Below are 22,426 nucleotides of genomic sequence, written 5' to 3'. Positions count from 1 at the left end.
CATCACTGTACGTCGACCCCTGGCCATCGCTCCAGGTCTTGACGATGATTCGCGTACCCCGGTCGGGGTACATTTTGTCCCCCCTTGTGCCGACAGCGCTCGAGAGCCCGCATTCCGCGCCCCGGCCACCCGCGCATCCACCCCGCCCCCGGCGTAGGGTCGAGGGGTGGCAACGACGCAGACCCCGCCCTTCACCCACCGCATCGGGCGCATCCCGATCCGTCACCTGAGCCCTCAGCAGCCCGAGAACCGCTGGCCGAGCAAGGCCTTCGTGGTCGAGGTCGTGCCGTTCGCCGCCACCGTCTTTCGCGAGGGCCACGACCTGCTCGGTGCCGAGGTCGTGCTGACGGCACCCGACGGCACGGTCGAGCGCCACACCCTCGAGCAGCGCGTGCCGGGCACCGACCGCTGGCAGACCGAGGTGCAGCTCGAGCAGGCGGGCACCTGGCGGTGGCACGTCGAGGCCTACGCCGACGACTGGGCCACGTGGTTGCACGCGGCCACCGTCAAGATCGCGGCGGGCGTCGACGTCGAGCTCATGCTGCTCGAGGGCGCGCAGCTGCTCGATCGCGCGGCCCAGCTCGCCGCGGGCGGCGCCTCGGCCGCGGTGCTCGCCGACGCGCGCACCGCGATGCTCAAGGCGACGCTGACCCCCGCCGCGCGCCTCGCCGTGGCGACCGACGCCCGCGTCGTGGCCGCGATCGCCCAGCATCCCCTGCAGAGCCTGCGCACGGCGAGCGAGTGGCTCGCCCTCACCGTCGAGCGCACGCGCGCCGCGGTGGGCGCGTGGTACGAGTTCTTTCCGCGGTCAGAGGGCGCCAAGCGGCGCAAAGACGGCTCGTGGCAGAGCGGCACCTTCGCGACCGCGACCAAGCGCCTGCCCGCCGTCGCGAGCATGGGCTTCGACGTGCTCTACCTGCCGCCGATCCACCCCATCGGGCGGCTCAACCGCAAAGGACCCAACAACACCCTCACGCCCGGCCCGAACGACCCCGGCAGCCCCTGGGCGATCGGCTCGAGCGAGGGCGGCCACGACGCCGTGCACCCCGACCTCGGCACCGTCGCCGACTTCGAGGCCTTCGTCGCCGCCGCCGCCAAGAACGGCATCGAGGTGGCCATCGACCTGGCCCTGCAGTGCGCGCCCGACCACCCGTGGGTGAGCGAGCATCCTGAATGGTTCACGACGCTGCCCGACGGCACGATCCGCTACGCCGAGAACCCGCCGAAGAAGTACCAAGACATCTACCCGCTCAACTTCGACAACGACTTCGAGGGGCTCAGCCGCGAGGTGCTGCGCATCGTGCTGCTGTGGATCGAGCGGGGTGTGCGCATCTTCCGCGTCGACAACCCGCACACCAAGCCGCTGCACTTCTGGGAGTGGCTGCTGCACGAGGTGCGCACGGCGCACCCCGACGTGGTGTTCCTCGCCGAGGCCTTCACGCGGCCGCCCATGATGCAGGCGCTCGCGGGGGCCGGCTTCCAGCAGTCGTACACGTACTTCACGTGGCGCAACACGAAGGTCGAGCTCGAGACCTACCTGACCGAGCTCAGCCACGAGTCGAGCGCCTTCCTGCGGCCCAACCTCTTCGTCAACACCCCCGACATCCTCACCGAGTACCTGCAGTTCGGCGGGGTTCCCGCGTACAAGGTGCGTGCCGCGATCGCGGCCACCGCGAGCCCCACGTGGGGCGTGTACAGCGGCTACGAGCTCATCGAGAACGTCGCGCGGCCGGGCAGCGAAGAGAACATCGACAACGAGAAGTACGAGTACAAGGCGCGCGACTGGGCCGCCGCCGAGAAGGCGAGCGCGTCGATCGCGCCGTACCTCACGACGCTCAACCGCATCCGCAACGAGCACCCCGCCCTGCGCCAGCTGCGCAACCTCTCGGTGCACCACAGCGACGACGAGGCGATCCTCGTCTACGCGAAGGTGCTGCCCGGCCGGTTCGTGCGCAGTGGCCGCAGCGACGGCATCATCGTCGTCGCGAACGTCGACCCCCACTCGGCGCGTCAGACCACCGTGCACCTCGACCTGGCCGCGCTCGGGCTCGAGGCGGGGTCGACCTTCGACGTGAAAGACCTCATCACGGGCGAGAAGTTCCGCTGGGGCGCCGACAACTTCGTGCGCCTCGACGCCTTCGTCGAACCCGTGCACATTCTGCGCATCGACTACCCGAAGGGCTCCTGATGGCCGCCTCGAAGAAGCCCACCCCGCCCGCGCTGCACCCCGACCACCGCCGGGCGCTCGTCGAGGGCCGGCACCCCCGCCCGCACGATGCGCTCGGGCAGCGCCACGTCGAGGGCGGCTGGCTCGTGCGGGTCGTGCGCCCGCTCGCCGCGAGCGTCACGGTCGTTCGCGCCGACGGCACCGAGCACGCGCTCGCGCACGACGCCGACGGCCTCTGGCACGGGCTACTGCCCGGCGGCCTCGACGACGGCCAGGCGTACACCGTGCGCACGAGCTACGAGGGCGGCCCCGACTGGCACGCCGACGACCCCTACCGCTTCGTGCCGAGCGTCGGCGAGGTCGACCTCTACCTGTGGGCCGAGGGCCGCCACGAGCAGTTGTGGCAGGTGCTCGGCGCCCACCACCGCCCGCACGAGGGCGTCGACGGCACGAGCTTCAGCGTCTGGGCCCCGCACGCGCAAGCCGCGCGCGTCGTCGGCGACTTCAACAGCTGGAGCGGCCTCGGCCACGCCATGCGGCGCCTCAACGACAACGGCGTCTGGGAGCTCTTCGTGCCGGGCCTCGGTGCCGGCTCGACCTACAAGTTCGAGCTGCTCACGGCCGAGGGCACGTGGGTCACGCGCGCCGACCCCATGGCGCGCTACACCGAATCTCCCCCGGCCACCGCATCCGTCGTGGGCGACTCGCACTACGCCTGGGGCGACGACACGTGGATGGCGAGCCGTGCGGCTCGCAACCCGCACGACGCCCCCATGAGCGTCTACGAGATGCACCTCGGCTCGTGGCGTCCCGGGCTGGGCTACCGCGAGATCGCCGACCCGCTCATCGAGTACGTCACGCAGCTCGGCTTCACGCACATCGAGTTCATGCCGCTCGCCGAGCACCCCTACGGCCCCTCGTGGGGCTACCAGGTGACGGGCTACTTCGCCCCGACCTCGCGATTCGGGCACCCGGATGACCTGCGCTACCTCATTGACCGCCTCCACCAGGCCGGCATCGGCGTGATCATGGACTGGGTGCCCGCGCACTTCCCGAAAGACGAGTGGGCGCTCGGCCGGTTCGACGGCGCGGCCCTCTACGAGCATCCCGACCCCCGACGGGGTGAGCACCCCGACTGGGGCACCTACATCTTCGACCTCGGCCGCAGCCAGGTGCGCAACTTTCTCGTCGCGAACGCCCTGTACTGGCTCGAAGAGTTCCACATCGACGGCCTGCGGGTCGATGCCGTCGCGAGCATGCTCTACCTCGACTACTCGCGCAGCGACGGGCAGTGGCTGCCCAACGTGCTCGGAGGCCGCGAGAACCTCGAGGCCATCGCCTTTCTGCAGGAGGCGACCGCGACGGCCTACAAGCGCGTGCCCGGCATCGTCATGATCGCCGAGGAATCGACCTCGTGGCCGGGCGTTACGAAGGCCACGAGCGAGGGCGGCCTGGGCTTCGGCATGAAGTGGAACATGGGGTGGATGCACGACACCCTCAGCTACTTCGCCCGCAACCCGATGTGGCGCTCGCACCACCACAACGAGATCACCTTCAGCTTTCTCTACGCCTTCAGCGAGAACTTCATGCTGCCAATCAGCCACGACGAGGTCGTGCACGGCAAGGGCTCGCTGCTCGCCAAGATGCCGGGCGACCAGTGGCAGAAGCTCGCCAACGTGCGCGCCTACCTGTCGTTCATGTGGGCGCACCCCGGCAAGCAGCTGCTCTTCATGGGGCAAGAGTTCGGGCAGCCGAGCGAGTGGAGCGAAGAGCGTGGGCTCGACTGGTGGATTCTCGACCAGCCCGTGCACCGCGGACTGCACCACCTCGTCAGCCAGCTCAACCGCGTCTACCGCGAGACGCCCGCCCTGTGGGAGCTCGACAACTCGCCCGAGGGCTTCTCGTGGCTCGAGGGCGGCGACGCGGGCAACAACGTGATCGCCTTCGAGCGCCGCGATGCGCACGGCACCCCGCTCGTGGGCGTCTTCAACTTCAGCGGCAACCCCGTGGGGCCCTACCGCCTGCCGCTGCCCTCGGCGGGCACCTGGCGCGAGGTCATCAACACCGACGCCGAAGAGTTCGGCGGCTCGGGGGTCGGCAACTTCGGCAGCGTGCACGCGACCGACACCCCCTGGGGCGGGCGGCCGGCCTCTGTCGAGCTCACGCTGCCGCCGCTCGCGGGGCTGTACCTGCAGCGCGAGTGACGGCGGGCCGCGGCGCCGCGGTGCGACCGGTCGCGACGGGCGGGCCTAGTACAGCAGGTTCGTGAGCGCGCGGCGCCCCGCGATCGTGCGCGGGTCGTCGACGCCGACGATCTCGAAGTAGTCGAGCAGCCGCGCGCGGATCGCCGCCTTCGCCTCGGCCTGCTGGCTGGGGAAGACGCGCAGCAGGCGCGCGAACGCGTCGTCGACGTGGCCCCCGCTGAGGTCGAGGTCGGCGACCGCGAGCTGCGCATCCGCGTCATCGGGGGCGGCGGCAGCGGCGGCGCGCACGTCGGCCGCCACGAGCCCCTCGAGTCGCTGCAGCAGCGAGACCTGTGCGAGGCCCGCGACGGCCAGCTGGTCGCGGGGGTTCTGGGCGATCGCCGCGCGGTACGCCGTGGCGGCTGCGGCGTAGTCGCCCGCGCTGATGGCGTCGAAGGCCGCCTGGTGCAGGGGCGGCAGGGGCGGCTCGGCCGCCTCCTCGGCGACCGCGTCGCCATCGAGGGGGATGCTGCCCGTCACGCCGTTCTGCGCGGCGAGCTCGAGCACCTGGTCGAGCACCTGGCGCACCTCGGGCTCGCTCGGAATGCCCACGAAGAGCGGCAGCGGTCGCCCGCCCACGAGGGCGACGACCGCGGGCACCTGCTGGATCTGGAAGGCCTGCGCGACCTGCGGGCTGCGATTGCCGTCGACGGTCGCGAGCGCGAGCCGGCCACCGTACGATGCGACGATCGGCCCGAGCACCGGGGCGATGCCGTCGGCGTAGAACTCGACGACGACGGGCACGGTGCGCGACTGCTCGACGACCTCGCCGAACGAGGCATCGTCGACGTCGCGCACGACGCCCCCGCTGGGCGCCGACGCCTCAGCCGCCCCGGTCGCGGGCACGGGGGCCTGAGCGGCCCGCACGAGCCCCGAGAGGTCGACGGCACCCCGCAGGGCGCCCCCCGTCAGGCGGGCGTCGGTCATCGGATCTCCCTCGCGGCGATGAGTCCCTGCGTGTAGCCCAGCAGCACGACCTGCTCGTCGCTGCCGACGGGCGGCACCGAGAACAGCACCTGGATGCCGTAGGTCGCGACGATGCCGCGCGTGCTCTGCGAGCGACCGGCGAGCGCCGCGACGGCGGCCGGGGCGTTGACGGCAGCGCCGGCCTGCGTGGGCTTGACGCTCTCGGATTCGGTCAGGTAAAGCATCACGAGCGCCCCGCCGTCGTTCGTGACGAACGAGAAGATCTCGGCCTCGCCGACAGCGTTCGAGAAGGCGATCGAGGCGGTGTCGGGCAGGTCGGCCTTGCGCTCGGCCTTGGCCGCTGCTCCGATCTGCTCGACGAGCGTGTCGCCCTCCGCCTGGAAGAGCGGGAAGGATTCGCTCTCCTCCCCCTCGAGCAGCAGGTCGGCATAGCCGGCGGCGACATCGGCCGGGCTCACGGCGAGCAGCGGGGTGTCGCGCGGCAGCAGCGGGGCGCCCAGGGCGGCGGGCGCGACCTCGGGGCGATCAGCGTCTTCGGGCAGGGTCACGGTGATCGCGTAGTGCACCTTGTACTGGCTGCGCGGGTCATCCTGCACGAGCAGCACCGCAAGCGGCGGCGTCTGCGTCTCGACCCCCTCGTCGTCGACCGTCGGCGGAGCCTGCACGATCGCGAGCACAGCGCGCGGCCAGGTGTCGCCCTCGGCGGGCAGCCGCTGCGGCAGGGTGAGCTGCACGTCGCCCGCGGGGATCGACGGCACGATCGCGAAGTCGTCTTCGTCGTCGCGGATCGTGTAGCTCGCCTCGCGCAGCTCGAGCGCGGGGCCCGCGAGGCGCGTCGCCGCGAGGTCGGCGTCGAGCTCGTCATCGGCCTGCTGCATCGTGAGGGCGATGCGCGAGACGATGCGCTCGAGCTGGTTCTCGGTCACGGCGACGGCCGGGGTCTCGGCGACCTCGGTCGCCTCGGGCGTGGGCGTCGCGACGACGCCCGCTCCCCCGGTCGTGCAGGCGGCGAGCAGTACCGACCCGACGAGCAGGGCGGGCAGCAGGGCGATGCGCTGCGCGGCGCGGCGGCCCTTCGGCCGACCGAGCAACGATCGGCTCGAGGTCGGGCGGTAGCGCGAGGGCTTGGGCACCTTCGGCATCTTGGGCGTCTTGCGGCGCGGTCCGCGCTGACGACGCATGTGCAGCAGCGCCCAGAGCAGGAAGAGCAGCCCGATGACGAGCGACCCGACGCCGCCGAGAATGAGGATGGTCGAGAACGGCGTGCTGCTGTCGAGCGGCCACGTGATCGAGAGCTGCTGCGGGGCCGGCAGGGTGCCGTCAGACACGACGAGCAGCGAGATGTCATCGGGAACGTTGATCGTCAGCGCGAGCTCGCCCTCGCCTTCGAAGTCGCCGTACCAGAGGTCGCCCCCGTAGGGGTTCGGCACCACGGTCTCGCTGCCCGCGATGGTCTCGGTCACGAGCTCGCCGAGCTCGGCGTCGAAGGTCACGAGGGTGTACGAGGCAGAACCCACCCAGGCGAGCACGTCGCTCGTGCGGCCGTAGGCGGCGCTCACGACCTCGGTCGTGGTCGCGGCGTCGGGGTCGGCCGACTCCGTGGGCTCGGGAGCCTGCGCGGGGGTGTCGGAGGGCTCGGGCTCGGGAACGGGCGACGCGACGACGCCCCCCCTGATCTCGACGGTCTGGCGCCCCTCGTAGGCGTTGAGCGCGCTGCCGTCGATGACGGTGACCGACACCGGGGTGTCGAGCGCGAGGTCGGCCGTCACGCGGTCGGGCGGAGCCCACACGGTGCGCTGGGCGACCCCCAGACCGACTCCGACGACGGCGACGACGAAGAACACGATCGCTGCGATGAACCGCACGGGTTCTCCTCCTCTCGTGCTGGAACGACGTGATCCGGGGCGGTCGCGCCCCGTGACCGTGCAGCCGTGATGCGAGCGTCGAACACGCCTCGCCTCGACTGACCTGCGCTCGACGACGGGCGATTCCCGTCGTGGACAACGGTCGTCCAGCAGAACAAAGACGTTCCAGAATAGCGGATGCGCGGCTGAGCGCCCATTCGGGCGGGCGTCGCGGCCCGCTCACCGAGCGACTCGGCGGCGATGTAGACCCGTGCGCCGACTACACTCGGACGGGTTCACCCCCCTACTTCCGGGAGACGGCACGTGGCAGACACCGAGTACGACTTCGGCACCGAGATGCGCGGCTACAAGCGCGACGACGTCGACCGAACGCTGCAGGAGATCCGCCGCGAGCTGATCAAGTCGAACACCGATCGCGCCGAGGCGGCGAAAGAGGTCGGTCGGCTGCAGGCCGTCATCGACGACCTGCAGGCCGAGCTCGACGAGGTCGGGCGCCCCACCTACGCGGGACTCGGCACCAAGCTCGAGCAGACGCTGCGCGTCGCCGAAGAGCAGTCGACGCGGCTCATCAGCCAGGCCGACATCGACGCCGAGAAGCTGCGCGCCGCAGCCCAGACCGAGGCGCAGCGCCTGCAGGCCGAGACCGCCGAGCGCACCGAGCGCATGGTCACCGAGGCCGCCGCGCGCGCGGCGCAGCTGACCGAGTCGGCCGCACGCGAGGCCGACGAGACCATCACCCGTGCCCGGGCCGAGGCCGACGCGCTCGTGCAGGAGGCGACCCGCGAAGCCGCCGCTATCCGGGGCGCCGTCGCGACCGAGGCCGCCGAGGCCCGTGCCACCGCGAAGCGCGAGGCGGCCGCACTGCGCGCCGAGACCGAGCGCGAGCTCGCCGAGCTGCGGGTCGTCGCCGACCGCGAGGTGGCCGAGGCCCGCGAGGCGGCCGGGGCGCTCGCGCGCGACACCGAGCGGGCACGAGCCGCGTTCGAGAGCGACGACACCGCGCGCCGTGCGCAGCTCGACGATGACGTGCGCAATGCGCGCGCCGACCTCGAGACCGAGCTGAGCGCCGCCCGCGCCGAGGTCGAGGGCGAGCTCGCCCGCCGGCAGAGCGAGTGGGAGGCCGAGGAGGCCCGACGCCGGGCCGAGGTCGAGCAGCTCGAGACCCGCAGCCGGTCGGCCCTCGAGCAGCACATCAGCGCCGGCCGTGCCGCGCTCGAGCTCGAGCTCGAGTCCGCCCGCACCGCGCTGGCCGAAGAAGTGTCGAGCACGCGCACTGCTCTTGCCCACGAGGTGGCTGACGCCCGCGCCACCGCTGACCGCGAGATCGCCGAGGCGCGCGCCGCGGTCGAGCGCGAGGTCGCCGAGCAGCGCGCCGCCCACGCCGCCGCCGCCGCCGAGCAGAGCACGGCGCTCGAGCGCGCGGGCCAGGCGCAACGCCGCGAGCTCGCCGACGCGGCCGAGCAGCAGCGCGCGCAGCTGCAGCATGCCGCCGACGAGCACCGCGCCCGACTCGCCCGCGAGGCCGAGCAGGCTCGCATCGACCTCGATGTCGAGCTGACGGCACGTCGCGAAGAGGCCGAGCGCGAGTACCTCAGCCGCCAGCAAGAGGCCGTGGCGCAGACGCAGCGCTATCTCGACGAAGCGACGGCGCAGCTCACGGCCGCGCAGGAGCGCGCGGCCGCCGTGCGCACCGAGGCCGAGGCGCTCGAACGCTCGGCTCGCGATACCGCCGAGAGCCTGCGGTCGACCGCCGATGCGACCGCGCGCGAGGTGCTCGCGAACGCCGAGCGTCGCGCCGCCGAGCTGCTGCGCGACGCCGAAGAGCGCACGGCGGCCATGGTCGCCGACGCCGAAGAGCGCATGTCCCGCATCCGCGTCGAGCGCGACGCCGTGGCGGGGTACTTCGAAGGACTGCGCGGGGTACTGTCGCAGGCAGAGGCGCTCTCGACCCGCGACGAGTAGTCCTCGTCGACCACGACCGGAGGACAACGGTGAAGATCCAGAACGCGTTCCGACTCGGCATCTTCGGCGGGCTGGGCGTGCTCATCGCCCTGCTCATCGGCGGCGCCTTCGCCTCGCTCGCCACGATCCTCACCTACATCGGCGCCGCGATCTTCATCGCGCTCGGGCTCGACCCGCTCATCTCGTGGCTCGAGTCGCGCAAGTGGCCCCGCTGGGCCGCGATCCTCACGGTGCTGCTGGGCGTGCTTGGGCTCTTCGCCGGCCTCGTGTTCGCGATCATCCCCGTCGTCGTCGAGCAGTCGTCGAAGCTCATCGCGCAGATCACCGAGTACGTCACCAACCCGGCCTCGCTCGACGAGCTGCTCGCGCAGGTGCAGAGCATCATCCCGATCGAGATCCTCGATGTGCGCGCCGCGGCGCAAGACGCGCTCGTGTACCTCACTGACCCCGACAACCTCGCGCAGATCGGCGGCGGGGTGCTCTCGGTCAGCGTGTCGATCGCGACCGGCGTGTTCGGCGCCCTCATCATCCTGATCCTCACGCTGTACTTCACGGCCTCGCTGAGCTCGATGAAGCGCGCGCTCTACCGGCTCGTTCCGCGCTCGCGCCGCGAGCAGTTCATCGATATCTCTGAGCAGGTGGCGCAGGCCGTCGGCCGCTACGTCGTGGGTCAGGTCACCCTGGCCTTCATCAACGGCCTGCTGAGCTTCATCTTCCTCAGCATCATCGGAGCGGCCTACCCGGCGCTCTTCGCCTTCATCGCGTTCCTGTTCTCGCTCGTGCCGCTCGTCGGAACCCTGTCAGGCTCGATCCTCATCGTCTCGACCCAGCTGCTCGTCAACCCCGACTCGATCATCACCGTCGTCGCGGCGGGCATCTGGTACCTCGTCTACATGCAGGTCGAGGCCTACGTGTTCAGCCCCAACATCATGAACCGCGCCGTCAAGGTGCCCGGGGTCGTCGTCGTCATCGCTGCTCTCATCGGCGGCACGCTGCTCGGCATCCTCGGGGCGCTCATCGCCATCCCCGTGGCCGCCTCGATCCTGATCATCATCGATCAGGTGGTCGTGCCGAAGCTCGAAGAGAAGTAGCCGCGCGGCTGCGCTCAGGCGCGCGCTGCTCGCGTGGTCACGGCCACTCGGTCGGCAGCGGCAGTACCGCGGGATTGAGCCGCGCGACGATCTCGCTCAGCACGCGCACGGTCTGGTTCTCGCCGACCCACAGGTGCTTGCCGCCCTCGACCGCTACGAACTCGCGCTCGGGCACGCTTGCGAAGCGCTCGAGCGCCTCGGGCGGCCGCAGGTAGTCGTCGAGCTCGGGCACCACGACGACCAGGCGCTTGCCGCTGCCCGCCCAGGCCGCGACCTCGTCGGCGCTCGTGCGGTGCAGGGGCGGCGAGAGCAGAATCGCTCCGACGATGTCGTGCTCGAGGCCGTGCTTGAGCGCCACCTCGGTGCCGAACGACCAGCCGAGCAGCCAGGGGTCGGGAAGACCGCGTTCGACGACGAAGGCCATCGCCGCATCCAGATCGAACCGTTCGTCGTCGCCGTGCCCGAACGAACCCTCGCTCGTGCCGCGCGGTGAGCTCACGCCGCGAAAGTTGAAGCGCAGCACGGCGATGTCGGCGAGCGCGGGCAGTCGCGCGGCAGCCTTGCGGATGATGTGCGAGTCCATGTAGCCGCCCGCCGTCGGCAGCGGATGCAAGCACACGAGCGTCGCGACGGGATCGTGGCTCTCGGGCATCGAGAGCTCGCCGACGAGCGTCAGACCGTCGGGCGTGCGCAACTCGATGTCGGTGCGCACGGCGGCAAGCACGGTGGCGCTGCGGATCGGCTCGCTCATGGTTCCATCCTCCAGCAGTGGGCGTGCCAATGCCGACGATCGGCCAGATCGGCCTGCTCGCCCATGAGCCCGTCGGCGCGCCAGGCGACGATGTGCGCCTGGCCCACCGGCACGTCGAGGCGGCAGCCCGGGCAGAGGTACACCTTCTGCGCCGAGGCGGCCGAGACGGGCTGCACGTTCCAGGTTCCCGAGCGCTTGACCTCGGTGCGGCGCAGCCCAAAGCTCAGGCGGTCGAGGTCGAGCGGCTCACCGTCGTCGTCGCCGCGCCGCCGGCTGCGCGGTCGATTGCTGCGGGGCATGGATGCGCGGGCCTAGTACCAGCCGACGCGCTGGCTGTGCCCCCAAGCGCCGCAAGGGTCGCCGTACCGGCCCTGGATGTAGCCGAGGCCCCACGTGATCTGGGTGCGGGGGTTAGTCGCCCAGTCGGCGCCCGCCGAGGCCATCTTGGTGCCGGGGAGAGCCTGGGGGATGCCGTAGGCGCCCGAACTCTTGTTGTGGGCGTAGACGTTCCAGCCCGACTCCTTGTTCCACAGGGCGACGAGGCAGTTGTACTGGTTCTGCGACCAGCCGCGCGCCGTCACCATCTCGAGCGCGATCGCCTTGGCCGATCCCGGGTCGGGGGTGCCCGCGGCGGGAGCCGTGCCGTACGTGACGACCTGCGAGGTCTTCCACTGCGTGCGCTCGATGCTGCTGACGTAGTCGTCGGTCGCCGCGAGCACCTGCGTCTGCGGAGCCGAGGCGGGCGCCATGACCTCGAGCGCCATGGCCGGCGAGTGGTCGGTAATCGACACGAGCACGAAAGCCAGCGAGACGACCGAGGCGAAGACGGGCAGCGACCAGGGGGTGCGCACGTGCCGCTCGGTCGAGGCCGGGAGGGGTCGCCGATCGGCGCGCATCCACCGCTCGGTCACCGCAGTGGGGCGCGTCGACGTCGAAGCATGCTTTCCCACAGTGCCCCGATTCTACCCGACGGGCCCCGCGGGGGTCAGCGAACAGCCAGCATGAGGCCGATCACGGTGTCGAGCAGCAGGTCGACCTGCGCCTCGTCGTAGCCGCGGTAGCGCGGTCGGAAGGCGATCGTGCGCACCGTCTCGACGGGCAGCGCCTGGCCGTTCTCGAAGTAGGCCAAGATACGCACGGCGAAAGCATCGACGTCGGCCGGGTGGTAGCCGCGTGTGAGCGGGCTGAGCCGTCGGAACTTCTTTGCGGCCGGTCGGGCGAGGCGATCGATGATCTCTTGCGCCGTCGCGCGTGCCTCGGCGTAGTACGCCTCGGCCCCGATGCGCGCGATGGCCTGATCGCGCTCGCGCCCCGCGAACGCCTCTTCGAGCCGTTCGAGCGCCGCGTCGACGTGCCGGGCCGAGTAGCCGCCCTTGCGCACGACGCGGAACGCCGTGTGCCGGATCTCGTCGCTCGAGAGCACTGCGGGGGCGTCGGCCGAGGTGCCGTCGGGGTCGGGGCTCATCGGCGCGGGGGCTGAGAACGCCTCGCGGGCCCGCTCGAGGAACGCGTCGACCTCCTCGGCGTCGTAGCCGGGCTTGCCCGATCGGGCGAGGGGAAAGGTCGAGGTCACCGCACCATTCTGCCGCAGTCGTCGACCCCGCCGCGCCAGGCGGCGCGCGGCTCAGCCCAGCAGCGTGAAGATGACGTAGGCGGCGATCGTCGACGGCAACATCGAGTCGAGCCGGTCGAGGAACCCGCCATGGCCGGGCAGCCACGTCGAGATGTCTTTGATGCCGAGGTCGCGCTTGATGAGCGACTCGGTGAGATCGCCGAGCGTCGCGACGCCCACGAGGGTGAGGGCGAGCACGAGGCCCACCCACCACTCGGTGCCGATCATGAGCACGGCGAGCAGGATGCCCGCGAGGGTCGCGGCGACGACCGAGCCCGCGAAGCCCTCCCAGGTCTTCTTCGGGCTGATGCGCGGCGCCATGGGGTGCTTGCCGAAGAGCACGCCCGCCGCGTAGGCGCCGGTGTCGATCGCGATGACGACGATGAGGTACGCGAGCACCCACCACTCGCCGCGCGGCTGGGCGGTCATGACGACCGCGAACCCCGCGAGCAGCGGCACGTAGCTGAGCACGAAGACGCCCGCGGCCAGGTCGGTGCGCAGCGAGACCCCCGGCTGGCGCATGGCCGGCCGCGCAGTCTCGACGATGCGCCAGAGGCTCACGAAGGCAACGCCCGCGAGGAACGCCCACCAGAGCCCCGGCGCGCCGAGGTAGAACGCGGGCGGCACGACCCCGATCGCCGCGATGACGAGCGGGATGCGCGGAATATCGCGCCCCGCGAACCGCAGCGCGCTCGCGAGCTCGTAGACCGTGAAGGCCACGAGCGCTGCCACGAAGATCATGAACAGCTGCTTGATGACGATGAGGCTGAACAGCAGCGCGAAGCCCAGCACGAGACCGAAGAAGATGGCCTTGGTCAGGCTGCGACCGGCGCGGGCTTCGATGCGGGCATCCATCTCGCGCGCTTTCGCCTCGAGATTGTGCACCGTGTTCTCGATGTCGTGGATGGCCGCCTCGACCTCGCCGCGCGCCGAGCCGGCACGGCCTCGAGCGGGCCGCCGCGCGGTGCGCGGGGCCTCGTGCTCGGGTGCCGCTGTGGGCGGCGCGGATTCGGGCGTCTCGGGCATCTAGACCTCGAGCAGCTCGGCTTCCTTCTTCTTGAGCGCGTCCTCCGCGGCGTCGGTGGCGCGCTTCGTGATGGCCTCGAGCTCTTTCTCGGCGCGGGCCACCTCGTCGTCGCCGACCTCGCTCTTGAGGGCGTCGAGGTCGTCTTTCGCCTTGCGGCGGATGTTGCGGATGGCGACCTTGCAGTCTTCGGCCTTCTGCTTGACGATCTTGACGTACTCTTTGCGACGGTCTTCCGTCAGCTCGGGCATCGTCACGCGAATGATCTCGCCGTCGTTGTTGGGGCTCGCCCCGAGGTTCGGGAAGTTGACGATCGCCTTCTCGATCTCTTTCAGCGCGCTCTTGTCGTAGGGCGTGATGAGAATGGTGCGCGCCTCGGGGTTCTGCAGGCTCGCGAGCTGCGCGAGCGGCGTGGGCGTGCCGTAGTACTCGACGAGGATCTTCTGGAACAGCTGCGGATTCGCCCGGCCCGTGCGCACGGTCGCGAAGTCCTCTTTCGCGACCTCGACGGCCTTGGTCATCTTCTCGGTGGCTTCGGCCAGAACATCGGCGATCACGTGCGGCTCCTTCGGTGGGTCGACCCCGAGTCTAGTGGGCGCGCATCAGGGGCGCGCATCCGCGGATGCACGCCCCTGATGGTGCGGATGCGGCGTCGCTCAGCGCGTGGTCGCGCGGCGGCGCAGCACGAGCAGCAGGGCTCCAAGACCGACGAGCACGGCGGCAGAGCCGATCGCGATCGGGGCGATATCGGCCGGTCCGGTCGCCGCGAGCTCGACCACCACGTCGAAGGTCACGATCAACGGCTCATCGCCGCTGGAGTCGCCATCGGCGAAGTACAGCAGCACGCGAACCTCGCCGCCCCCGTCGGTCGGCGTGCCGGTCATGCGCAGCTGCGGCAGGTTGGTGTCCGGGTCGGCGACGACCGAGAACGAGAGTCCCGCGGGGGCACCGAGCACCCGCACCGTGAGTCCGTCGTCGACAGCGCCGTCGTAGATGTAGCCCCAGTCGTCGAGGCCCTCCTGCTGCACGAACTCGAGTCGCTGGTCTGTCGGGCCGGTCACCGCGTCGGGCTCGTCGACCGAGAGGCAGTCGTCGGCGTAGACGGGGTCGAGCGTGTCACCGAAGTCGGCGGCGAGCGTCGGCAGCAGATCTTGCATCGCGGTAATGGCGTCGTCGAGCGAGCAGGGGTCGTACTCGAGCAGCGCGAGCGTCAATACGGGCGCGTCGTCGGCCGTGAACGAGAACTCGACGTCTTCGTCGCCGTCGGTGGCCACGTAGGTGGCTCCCGCCACGGAGTAGCCGATGACCGGGTCTCCCCCGCCGTCTTCGTACGACACCATCGTCGATCCCGAGGGGGTCAGGAAGATGCTGCCGCCATCAGAACCGAGGTCGCCGACAGTGTCGATCGTGTAGTCGGCCAGGGGAGCGCCACCGCTCGTGGTCATGGCCCATGACCACCGGGCGAACGAGCCCTGCACTTCGAGCGTTCGCGTGATCTCGAGAATGTCGCCGTCGCCGAAGTCGGCCGACGCGGTGGCCGTGAACTCGCTCAGGCCGAAGTCGACCCAGTCGCTCGCGGTGCTCGTGAACGTGACGCCCAGGGTTGTCGCGCCGAGGGTGACGTCGACCTCGTCCTCGAGGAACCCGTCGAAGGCGTCGTCGGTGAAGCCGTAGAGGTCGAGCGGGGTGTCGAGGTAGTCGACGAAGTACGACGCGGCGTCGTCGATCAACCCGGCTCGGTCGTCAACGGCCTCCCAGAGCCAGTCGGAGGTCGCGACATCGGCATCCGCCGCCGCGGCGCTCGAGGCGGTGACGAGCACGCCCGCACTCGCGAGAGCGAGCGCTGCAGAAGCAGCGATGATGCGGCGGCCAGCGGATGCGGGACGAGCCATGGAAGTGGGTCCTTTCGCAGAGAGCACGACGGATGAACGACATTCGCCTTCTGGATGATAGCACTCGGCTGGCAATTTGCCCGGAATTCGCTGAAACGACGCCGAGACAGACCGCGATCAGCCGAAGGCGAGCAACGCGATGCCGGCCAGCACGACGGCGCTCCCGAGCAGTCGGCGTGCCGGGTGCGGCTCGCGCAGCAGCAGCCAGCCGGCGAGGGCGATCAGCACGACGCTCACCTCGCGCGCGGGCGCCACGAGCGAGACGGGCGCGAGCGTATAGGCGGCGAGCACCGCGACGTAGGCCAGCGGCGACAGCACGCCGACGAGCGACACGGCGACGGGATGCTCGCGCACGGTTCGCGCGAGCGCCCCGCGCTCGCGCAGGGCGAGCGGCAGCAGCACAGCCAACTGCACGACCATGCTCGCCCAGTAGTAGCCGACGGGCTCGAGATCGGCGCGCGTGACAGCGGCCGCATCCCACAGCGTGTACGCGGCGATGACCACGCCGACCGCCGCACCGTAGCGGATGCCGCGCCAGCGACGGGCCGCGGCGTCGGCATGCACGACCTCGCCGCCGGCGTCTGCGCCCGCGCGGGCTCCCGCGAGCCCCACGATCACGACCCCGGCCACGACGAGCGCCGCGCCCGCGAGCGCGACGGCGCCGGGCCGCTCGCCCAGCAGCAGCACCGCGCCGACGACGCTCAGCAGCGGACCGGCGCCGCGCGCGAGCGGGTACACGACGCCGACATCGGCCAGGCGGTAGCCGCGCTGCAACAGCAAGAAGTACGCGAGCTGCAGCGCCGCGCTGCCGAGCACGAGCGGCACGAACGCGGCGCTCGCGGGGGGTGCCACGACGAGAGCCGGCACCCCGACCGGCGCGAGCGCCACGACCCCGATCACGAGCGTCGCGGTAATGAACGTCGTTCCACTCGTGCCCGCGCGCTTCATCGCGATGTTCCACACCGCGTGGGCGATGGCGGCGCCGGCGACGAGCAGGGCGGCGATCACGCGATCAGCCTAGGCGCGCTCGCAAGGCTGCGCCGCCGCGGCGATCACGTGCGCTCGAACTCCACGCGGTAGTCGCTGATGTACACGTGCTCGTCGCCCGCCATGTCTTTGAAGAACAGCCGGGCCTCGCGACCGAGGCGCAAGCACGTGCGCTTCGCCGCGAGGTCGTCAGGCGAGTCGGTCGGCTGCAGCGAGGGGTACCAGAGCGTGTGGCCGGGGCGGTGCACGATGCGCACGGGCGTCGACCACTGCTGGGCGTTGTCGCCCTCGCCGAGGTCGCGGTGCGGGTTGATCGAGAGGAACAGGCTGTCACCCACCCAGAAACTGCCGTCGACCCGGCCGAGCAGCATGACCCAGGCCTCGAGGTGCTCGTTCCAGCTGACCGAGGGGCCCCAGTAGTACAGCTCGTCGCCCTGCGAGACGGCACCGCCGCCCTCCGATGCCGGGATGCGCAGGCTCGTGATCGGCTGCCCGACGCCGTCCCACGGGGCATCGAAGGCCGTGCCGTTCCAACGCCGCGCGGCACCCGTGGGCTCGTCGAGCGCGGCGAGCGGCACGCGGGCCACGCTCACGCACTGCGCCGCGGCCTCGGTCTCGCGCGACCACGTGCGGGCATCCCACGCCTCGGGGTAGGCGTACTCGCCGTAGAACACGTAGAGGTGATCACCCGAGGCGACGGCGCTCGGGTCGCCGACCCCGCCCGGAAAACAGTTGTTGCGGTTGACGGGCAGCCGGATCATGCGCTCGTCGCGATCTTCGAGCAGGATGCCGCGATTGGCCCAGCTCTCTCCGCCGTCGACCGACTTCATGATGCCGATGCGGGGCACGGCCTGCACCGACTCGGGGCCGGTCAGCCCGGGCGGCCAGTCGTCGGCCCGCAGCCCCTCGCCCGTCACGGGGTCGTAGGGCAGCGTCTCGGGGTAGTTCTCGTTGTGGTACAGCGCGTAGAGGGTGCGCCCGGTGCCGTCCGACGGGTCCTGGTAGACGGTCTCGAACCAGACGGCGCCGTGCAGGCCGGGCTCGCCGGGCGGGGTGTTGGGTGGCATCGTCGGCTCGACGAACTCGTCGGGGCGCCGCGAGAAGGCCTCGGTCACGGTCGCACCGTCGGCGTGCTTGAGCTCGTTCGCCTGACCCCACACGGGGTCTTCGCCGTACTTGCCCGGGAAGATGCGGAAGCGGTCACCGACCCAGGCCGTGGCCATGTTGCAGTCGACGAAGCTTCCGAAGGTGAAGCGCTCGGTGGGCGAGAGCCGCACGCTGATGCCGGGCACGCCCGTGTCGATGGTGACGGCGTCGGTCATGGATGCTCTCCCGGCAGGTCGTCGGCGGGCGACGCGATCGCGTCCCTTAGATCATACCTAACCGGCCACCGGTCCGCTCAGTTCGAGACGCGCGTGCCGATGCGCTCGCCGCGGATCGCCCGCGCGATGTTGCCGCCCGGCTCCATGCCGAAGACCACCATGGGCATGCCGTTGTCCATGCACAGCGAGAACGCCGTCGAGTCGACGACCTTGAGGCCCGTGACGAGCGCCTCTTGATAGGTGATGGCGTCGAGCTTGCGGGCGTCGGGGTTGCGCCGCGGGTCGTCGCTGTACACGCCGTCGACGCCGTTCTTGGCCACGAGCACCTCGACCGCGCCGATCTCGAGCGCCCGCTGCGCGGCGACCGTGTCGGTCGAGAAGTAGGGCAGGCCCGCGCCCGCGCCGAAGATGACGACGCGGCCCTTCTCGAGGTGGCGCTCGGCGCGCAGCGGAATATACGGCTCGGCCACCTGGGTCATCTGGATCGCCGACTGCACGCGCACCTGGGCACCCGCCTGCTCGAGGAAGTCTTGCAGCGCGAGCGCGTTCATGACGGTGCCGAGCATGCCCATGTAGTCGGCGCGGCCGCGGTCCATGCCGCGCTGGCTCAGCTCGGCGCCGCGGAAGAAGTTGCCGCCGCCCACGACGATCGCCACCTCGACATCGGTCGCCGCCTCGGCGATCTCGCGCGCGATCGCGCTCACGACGTCGGGATTGACCCCGAGCGACCCTCCCCCGAACGCCTCGCCCGAGAGCTTGAGCAGAACGCGACGGCGGCGGGGTTCGGTCATGGCGGAGCATCCATTCGTCTCGGGGTCGGGTTCAGCGTAGCGGTGCGCGCGCGCCTCACGGGGGGCCGCACGCTCGGGCGACCGCGGCACACGGGCAGGAAGAAGGGCCCGAGTCGCTCACGCGTCTCGGGCCCTTCACGGTTCTGCGAGCTAGGCGCCGACCTTGAAGCGGGCGAAGCCCGTCACGGTCAGACCCGCGTCTTTCAGCACGGTCGAGACCGTGAGCTTGTTGTCGCGCGCGTAGTCCTGCTCGAGCAGGGCGACCTGCTTGAAGAAGGCGCCGACGCGGCCTTCGACGATCTTCGGCAGCGCGGCTTCGGGCTTGCCCTCGTTGCGCGAGATCTCTTCGACGATGCGGCGCTCGGTCTCGACCGCCTCGGCCGGAACCTCGTCGCGGCTCAGGTACTGCGGGTCGGCGAACGAGATGTGCTGCGCGATGCTGCGCGCCGTCTCGGCGTCGGAACCCTCGTAGGCCACGACCACGCCGACCTGCGGGGGCAGGTCTTTGTTGGTGCGGTGCAGGTAGATCGCGAACTGCGAGCCCTCGAGGCGCGCCACGCGACGCAGCTCGAACTTCTCGCCGATGATCGCGGCCTCTTCGTCGATGATCGCGGCGACCGTCGAGCCGTCGACCGACGCGGCCAGGGCCGCCTCGACCGTGCCGGCACCGGCGGCGACGACAGCGGCGAGCACGCGCTCACCGAGGGCGACGAACTTCTCGCCCTTGGCGACGAAGTCGGTCTCGCACGCGAGCTCGATCATCGTGGTCGCACCAGCGGCCTCGTGAGCGGCGATGAGGCCCTCGCTCGTCGAGCGGTCGGCACGCTTCGCGTTGCCCTTCGCGCCCTTGAGCCGCAAGATCTCGGTGGCCTTCTCGAGGTCGCCCTCGGCCTCGACCAGGGCGTTCTTCGTGTCGACCATGCCGGTGCCGAGGCGCTCGCGCAGGGTCTTGATGTCTTCCAGGCTGACGTTCGCCATAGAGGTGTCCTTACTCGGTCTCAGCGGCCGGGGCGTCAGCCTCGGCGGCGGGCTTCTTTTTGGCGGGGGCCTTCTTGGCCGGCTTCTCGGCGGGGGCCTCGGCGGCGGGCTCCTCAGCAGCGGGGGCCTCAGCGACGACCTCCGCGGCCGGCTCCTCGACGACCTCGGCCGCGGGGGCCTCGGCGACGGGGGCCTCGGCGGCAGCGACCTCGGCGACGGGCGCCTCGGCAGCGGGGGCCTCAGCGGCGGCAGCGCCCTGCTCGAGCAGTTCGCGCTCCCACTCGGCGAGGGGCTCGACGGCCGAGACGTTGCCCTCGGCCTCGGGCTTCGCGTGCTTGCGGATCAGACCCTCGGCAGCAGCATCCGCGATGATGCGCGTCAGCAGCGCCACCGAGCGGATGGCGTCGTCGTTGCCCGGGATCGGGTACGCGAGCTCGTCGGGGTCGGCGTTGGTGTCGAGGATGCCGATGACGGGGATGCCGAGCTTCTTGGCCTCGTCAATGGCGAGGTGCTCGCGCTTGGGGTCGACGACCCACATGGCGCTCGGGGTCTTCGTGAGGTTGCGGATACCGCCGAGCGACTTGTGCAGCTTGTCGAGCTCGCGCTTCTTGATCAGCAGCTCTTTCTTGGTGAAGCCCTTGGTGGTGTCGTCGAAGTCGAGCTCTTCGAGCTCTTTCATGCGCGCGAGACGCTTCGACACGGTCTGGAAGTTGGTCAGCAGACCACCGAGCCAGCGCTGGTTGACGTAGGGCTGGCCGACGCGCGTGGCCTGCTCGGCGATCGACTCTTGCGCCTGCTTCTTGGTGCCGACGAAGAGGATCGTGCCGCCGTGTGCGACCGTCTCGGTGACGAAGTCGTAGGCCTTGTCGATGTAGGCGAGCGACTGCTGCAGGTCGATGATGTGGATGCCGCTGCGCTCGGTCAGGATGAAGCGCTTGACTTTCGGGTTCCAGCGGCGGGTCTGGTGCCCGAAGTGCACGCCGCTGTCGAGCAGCTGGCGAATAGTGACGACGGCCATGGCCGTACTCCTTCTGTTCTCAGTTGTCGCCCCGCCCGACGGGAGGGGCCCTGGTGCCCGGCGCTGCTCCCGACCCGCACGGTTGTGCCCCCGATCGCTCGGGGACCGCCAGGACTGATGGGAGTGTGCGCCACGAAATGGACACGCGAAGTCAGCCGCGACACGCGCGACTGCGTCTGCCAGCATATCACCGCTCCCCCGCGCCCTTCGCGGGCGTCGAGTTCTCCCCCGCGGGGCCTGTCCGGGCATCCGGATGCGGCGCGCACCCCGATGCTGTCGGCATGCGCCGCGCCGTGCTCGCCCTCGTCCCCCTGCTCGTGCTCGGCCTGCCCGGGTCGCCCGCTGCGCCCGCGCCCGCCGCGGTCGCACCGGCCGCGTCGGGATGGGTGTGGCCCGTCGCGGGGCCGCGCATCGTCGTGCGGCCGTTCCTCGCCCCCGCAACGCCGTACAGCGCTGGCCACCGCGGCGCCGACCTCGCCGCCGACGGTTCGGCCGTCGCGGTGCGCGCGGTGATGAGCGGCGTCGTGCACTTCGCGGGCGTGGTCGTCGACCGCCCGGTCATCACCGTTCGGCAGGGCCAGGTGCTCGCGACGGTCGAGCCCGTGTCACCGCTCGTGGCGACGGGCGACGCCGTCGAGGCGGGCCAGGTCATCGGCACGCTCGAGCCCGGGCACTGCGCACGTCCGTGCGTGCACCTCGGCGTGCGCGTCGCGGGCGAGTACGTCTCGCCGCTGCTCTACCTGGGCGGCCTGCAGCGCGCGGTGCTGCTGCCGCTCGGCTGACCACGCCTCAGGCGCGCGGGTGGGCTGTGCCTTAGGCGCGCGGGTGGGCTGTGCCTCAGGCGCGCGGGTGGGCTGTGCGGTAGACCGAGGCGAGTCGCTCGGCGCTCACGTGCGTGTAGATCTGGGTCGTGCCGAGGCTCGCGTGGCCGAGGATCTCTTGCACCGCGCGCAGGTCGGCCCCGCCGTCGAGCAGGTGTGTGGCTGCCGTGTGCCGAAACGTGTGCGGGCCCGAGGGCCCCGTGCCGGGGTGGTCGGCGAGCAGCCCGGCGACGAGCGCGTACACCGCGCGGGTCGACTCGCGCGCCCCGCGAGCGCCGAGGAAGAGTGCGGGGTCCGACCGCTCGCCGAGCAGCGCGGGCCGCCCGTGCTCGAGGTATCCGGCCAGGCTGCGAGCGGCCGGCACGCCGAACGGCACCACGCGCTCCTTCGCGCCCTTGCCGAGCACGCGCACGACGCGCCGCGCGGCATCGACGTCGCCCAGGTCGAGCCCGACGAGCTCGCTCACGCGCAGCGCGCTCGCGTAGAGCAGCTCGATCATCGCGAGGTCGCGCAGCGCCAGCGGGTCGCGTGTCGCGGCGCGGGCGGCGAGGCCGTCGAGCAGGGCATCCACGTGCGCACGCGACAGCACGCGGGGCAAGTGGCGATCGGGGCGCGGCGCGCGCAGCCGGGCCGCGGCGTCGGCGGGCGCGCGACCGGTGCGCGCCAACCAGGCGGTGAAGCCGCGCAGGGTCGAGGCGCGGCGCGCAAGCGTCGAGGCGGCGAGGCCCGTGTCGCTCTGGCTCCACACCCACTCGCGCAGCAGCTCGAGGTCGATGAGGGCCGGGTCGGGCTCAGCGCCGCGCTGCTCGACGAAGGCGGCGAAGGTCTCGAGGTCGCCCGCATAGGCGCGCACGGTGTGCGCGCTCGCGCCCCGCTCGAGCTCGACGGCGCGCAGATAGAGCGCGATGGCCTCGCGCAGCGCGGTGGTCGGCTCGTGCACCCGACCAGCATGCGCCTTCGCGACCGTGCGCCGCA

20 protein-coding genes are annotated in these 22,426 nt (G+C 71.3%); 5 read left to right on the top strand and 15 right to left on the bottom strand.

What is annotated here, in order from left to right:
* Window positions 1-166 precede the first annotated feature (166 nt).
* Together ACK4HH_RS09295 and glgB are read left to right on the top strand one after the other, a co-directional pair.
* Window positions 167-2,188 carry an alpha-1,4-glucan--maltose-1-phosphate maltosyltransferase gene (locus tag ACK4HH_RS09295; RefSeq protein WP_409651015.1) on the top strand — a complete coding sequence of 674 codons (2,022 nt, stop codon included), beginning with the start codon at window positions 167-169 and terminating at the stop codon, window positions 2,186-2,188.
* The gene (gene glgB, locus ACK4HH_RS09290) at window positions 2,188-4,371 is read left to right on the top strand and encodes a 1,4-alpha-glucan branching protein GlgB (RefSeq protein ID WP_409651013.1); all 2,184 of its coding nucleotides are present in this window, start codon (window positions 2,188-2,190) and stop codon (window positions 4,369-4,371) included. The genes ACK4HH_RS09295 and glgB overlap by 1 nt, the downstream gene beginning before the upstream one ends.
* 45 nt (window positions 4,372-4,416) lie before the next feature.
* On the opposite strand, the gene ACK4HH_RS09285 is transcribed toward glgB, so the two are convergent.
* Window positions 4,417-5,337 carry a tetratricopeptide repeat protein gene (locus tag ACK4HH_RS09285; RefSeq protein WP_409651011.1) on the bottom strand — a complete coding sequence of 307 codons (921 nt, stop codon included), beginning with the start codon at window positions 5,335-5,337 and terminating at the stop codon, window positions 4,417-4,419.
* Window positions 5,334-7,202, bottom strand: a complete 1,869-nt coding sequence (locus ACK4HH_RS09280) for a hypothetical protein (RefSeq protein ID WP_409651009.1) — start codon at window positions 7,200-7,202, stop codon at window positions 5,334-5,336. Before ACK4HH_RS09280 ends, ACK4HH_RS09285 begins: the two co-directional genes overlap by 4 nt.
* A gap of 303 nt (window positions 7,203-7,505) precedes the next feature.
* On the opposite strand from ACK4HH_RS09280, the gene ACK4HH_RS09275 reads away from it, so the two are divergent.
* Both ACK4HH_RS09275 and ACK4HH_RS09270 read left to right on the top strand, forming a co-directional pair.
* Window positions 7,506-9,164 carry a DivIVA domain-containing protein gene (locus ACK4HH_RS09275; protein WP_409651007.1) on the top strand — a complete coding sequence of 553 codons (1,659 nt, stop codon included), beginning with the start codon at window positions 7,506-7,508 and terminating at the stop codon, window positions 9,162-9,164.
* 29 nt (window positions 9,165-9,193) lie between these two features.
* Window positions 9,194-10,255, top strand: a complete 1,062-nt coding sequence (locus tag ACK4HH_RS09270; RefSeq protein WP_409651005.1) for an AI-2E family transporter — start codon at window positions 9,194-9,196, stop codon at window positions 10,253-10,255.
* Window positions 10,256-10,292: 37 nt separating this feature from the next.
* Here the strand turns inward: ACK4HH_RS09270 and ACK4HH_RS09265 are convergent, their stop codons facing one another.
* The 12 genes from ACK4HH_RS09265 to rpsB all read right to left on the bottom strand — a co-directional run bounded on the left by ACK4HH_RS09265 (window position 10,293) and on the right by rpsB (window position 20,630).
* Window positions 10,293-11,006, bottom strand: coding sequence for an alpha/beta hydrolase (locus tag ACK4HH_RS09265; RefSeq protein ID WP_409651003.1), 714 nt, complete (start codon window positions 11,004-11,006; stop codon window positions 10,293-10,295).
* Window positions 11,003-11,305, bottom strand: coding sequence for a hypothetical protein (locus ACK4HH_RS09260; protein ID WP_409651001.1), 303 nt, complete (start codon window positions 11,303-11,305; stop codon window positions 11,003-11,005). The genes ACK4HH_RS09265 and ACK4HH_RS09260 overlap by 4 nt, the downstream gene beginning before the upstream one ends.
* A gap of 12 nt (window positions 11,306-11,317) precedes the next feature.
* A complete protein-coding gene (locus ACK4HH_RS09255; RefSeq protein WP_409650999.1) occupies window positions 11,318-11,956 on the bottom strand; it encodes a transglycosylase SLT domain-containing protein in 639 nt (212 codons plus the stop codon).
* A 35-nt stretch (window positions 11,957-11,991) separates the two neighbouring features.
* On the bottom strand, window positions 11,992-12,579 hold the full coding sequence (locus tag ACK4HH_RS09250; RefSeq protein WP_409650997.1) for a DivIVA domain-containing protein: 588 nt from the start codon (window positions 12,577-12,579) through the stop codon (window positions 11,992-11,994).
* A 51-nt stretch (window positions 12,580-12,630) separates the two neighbouring features.
* Window positions 12,631-13,644 (bottom strand): phosphatidate cytidylyltransferase, encoded by a 1,014-nt coding sequence (locus ACK4HH_RS09245; protein ID WP_409650995.1) that lies wholly within the window; start codon window positions 13,642-13,644, stop codon window positions 12,631-12,633.
* On the bottom strand, window positions 13,645-14,199 hold the full coding sequence (gene frr, locus ACK4HH_RS09240) for a ribosome recycling factor (protein ID WP_409650993.1): 555 nt from the start codon (window positions 14,197-14,199) through the stop codon (window positions 13,645-13,647).
* A 99-nt stretch (window positions 14,200-14,298) separates the two neighbouring features.
* Window positions 14,299-15,534: a hypothetical protein gene (locus ACK4HH_RS09235; RefSeq protein ID WP_409650991.1), complete on the bottom strand. Its 1,236-nt coding sequence runs from the start codon at window positions 15,532-15,534 to the stop codon at window positions 14,299-14,301.
* Window positions 15,535-15,651: 117 nt separating this feature from the next.
* Window positions 15,652-16,542 (bottom strand): EamA family transporter, encoded by an 891-nt coding sequence (locus ACK4HH_RS09230; RefSeq protein WP_409650989.1) that lies wholly within the window; start codon window positions 16,540-16,542, stop codon window positions 15,652-15,654.
* A 44-nt stretch (window positions 16,543-16,586) separates the two neighbouring features.
* Window positions 16,587-17,843, bottom strand: a complete 1,257-nt coding sequence (locus tag ACK4HH_RS09225; RefSeq protein ID WP_409650987.1) for a hypothetical protein — start codon at window positions 17,841-17,843, stop codon at window positions 16,587-16,589.
* A gap of 77 nt (window positions 17,844-17,920) precedes the next feature.
* Window positions 17,921-18,634 (bottom strand): UMP kinase, encoded by a 714-nt coding sequence (gene pyrH, locus ACK4HH_RS09220; protein WP_409650985.1) that lies wholly within the window; start codon window positions 18,632-18,634, stop codon window positions 17,921-17,923.
* 150 nt (window positions 18,635-18,784) lie between these two features.
* Window positions 18,785-19,612, bottom strand: a complete 828-nt coding sequence (gene tsf, locus ACK4HH_RS09215; protein ID WP_409650983.1) for a translation elongation factor Ts — start codon at window positions 19,610-19,612, stop codon at window positions 18,785-18,787.
* 10 nt (window positions 19,613-19,622) lie between these two features.
* On the bottom strand, window positions 19,623-20,630 hold the full coding sequence (gene rpsB, locus ACK4HH_RS09210; RefSeq protein ID WP_409650981.1) for a 30S ribosomal protein S2: 1,008 nt from the start codon (window positions 20,628-20,630) through the stop codon (window positions 19,623-19,625).
* A 281-nt stretch (window positions 20,631-20,911) separates the two neighbouring features.
* Here rpsB and ACK4HH_RS09205 point away from each other — a divergent pair, with 281 nt between their 5' ends.
* Entirely contained in the window at window positions 20,912-21,412 is a 501-nt protein-coding gene (locus tag ACK4HH_RS09205; protein ID WP_409650979.1) for a peptidoglycan DD-metalloendopeptidase family protein, read from the top strand.
* 55 nt (window positions 21,413-21,467) lie between these two features.
* On the opposite strand, the gene ACK4HH_RS09200 is transcribed toward ACK4HH_RS09205, so the two are convergent.
* Window positions 21,468-22,391 (bottom strand): tyrosine recombinase XerC, encoded by a 924-nt coding sequence (locus ACK4HH_RS09200; protein WP_409651025.1) that lies wholly within the window; start codon window positions 22,389-22,391, stop codon window positions 21,468-21,470.
* Window positions 22,392-22,426: the final 35 nt, after the last annotated feature.

It is taken from the genome of Microcella sp. (assembly GCF_046296455.1).
Classification (GTDB): domain Bacteria; phylum Actinomycetota; class Actinomycetes; order Actinomycetales; family Microbacteriaceae; genus Microcella.
Note: the sequence above shows the minus strand (reverse complement) of the source record. Positions and strands in the feature narration are given on the sequence as shown.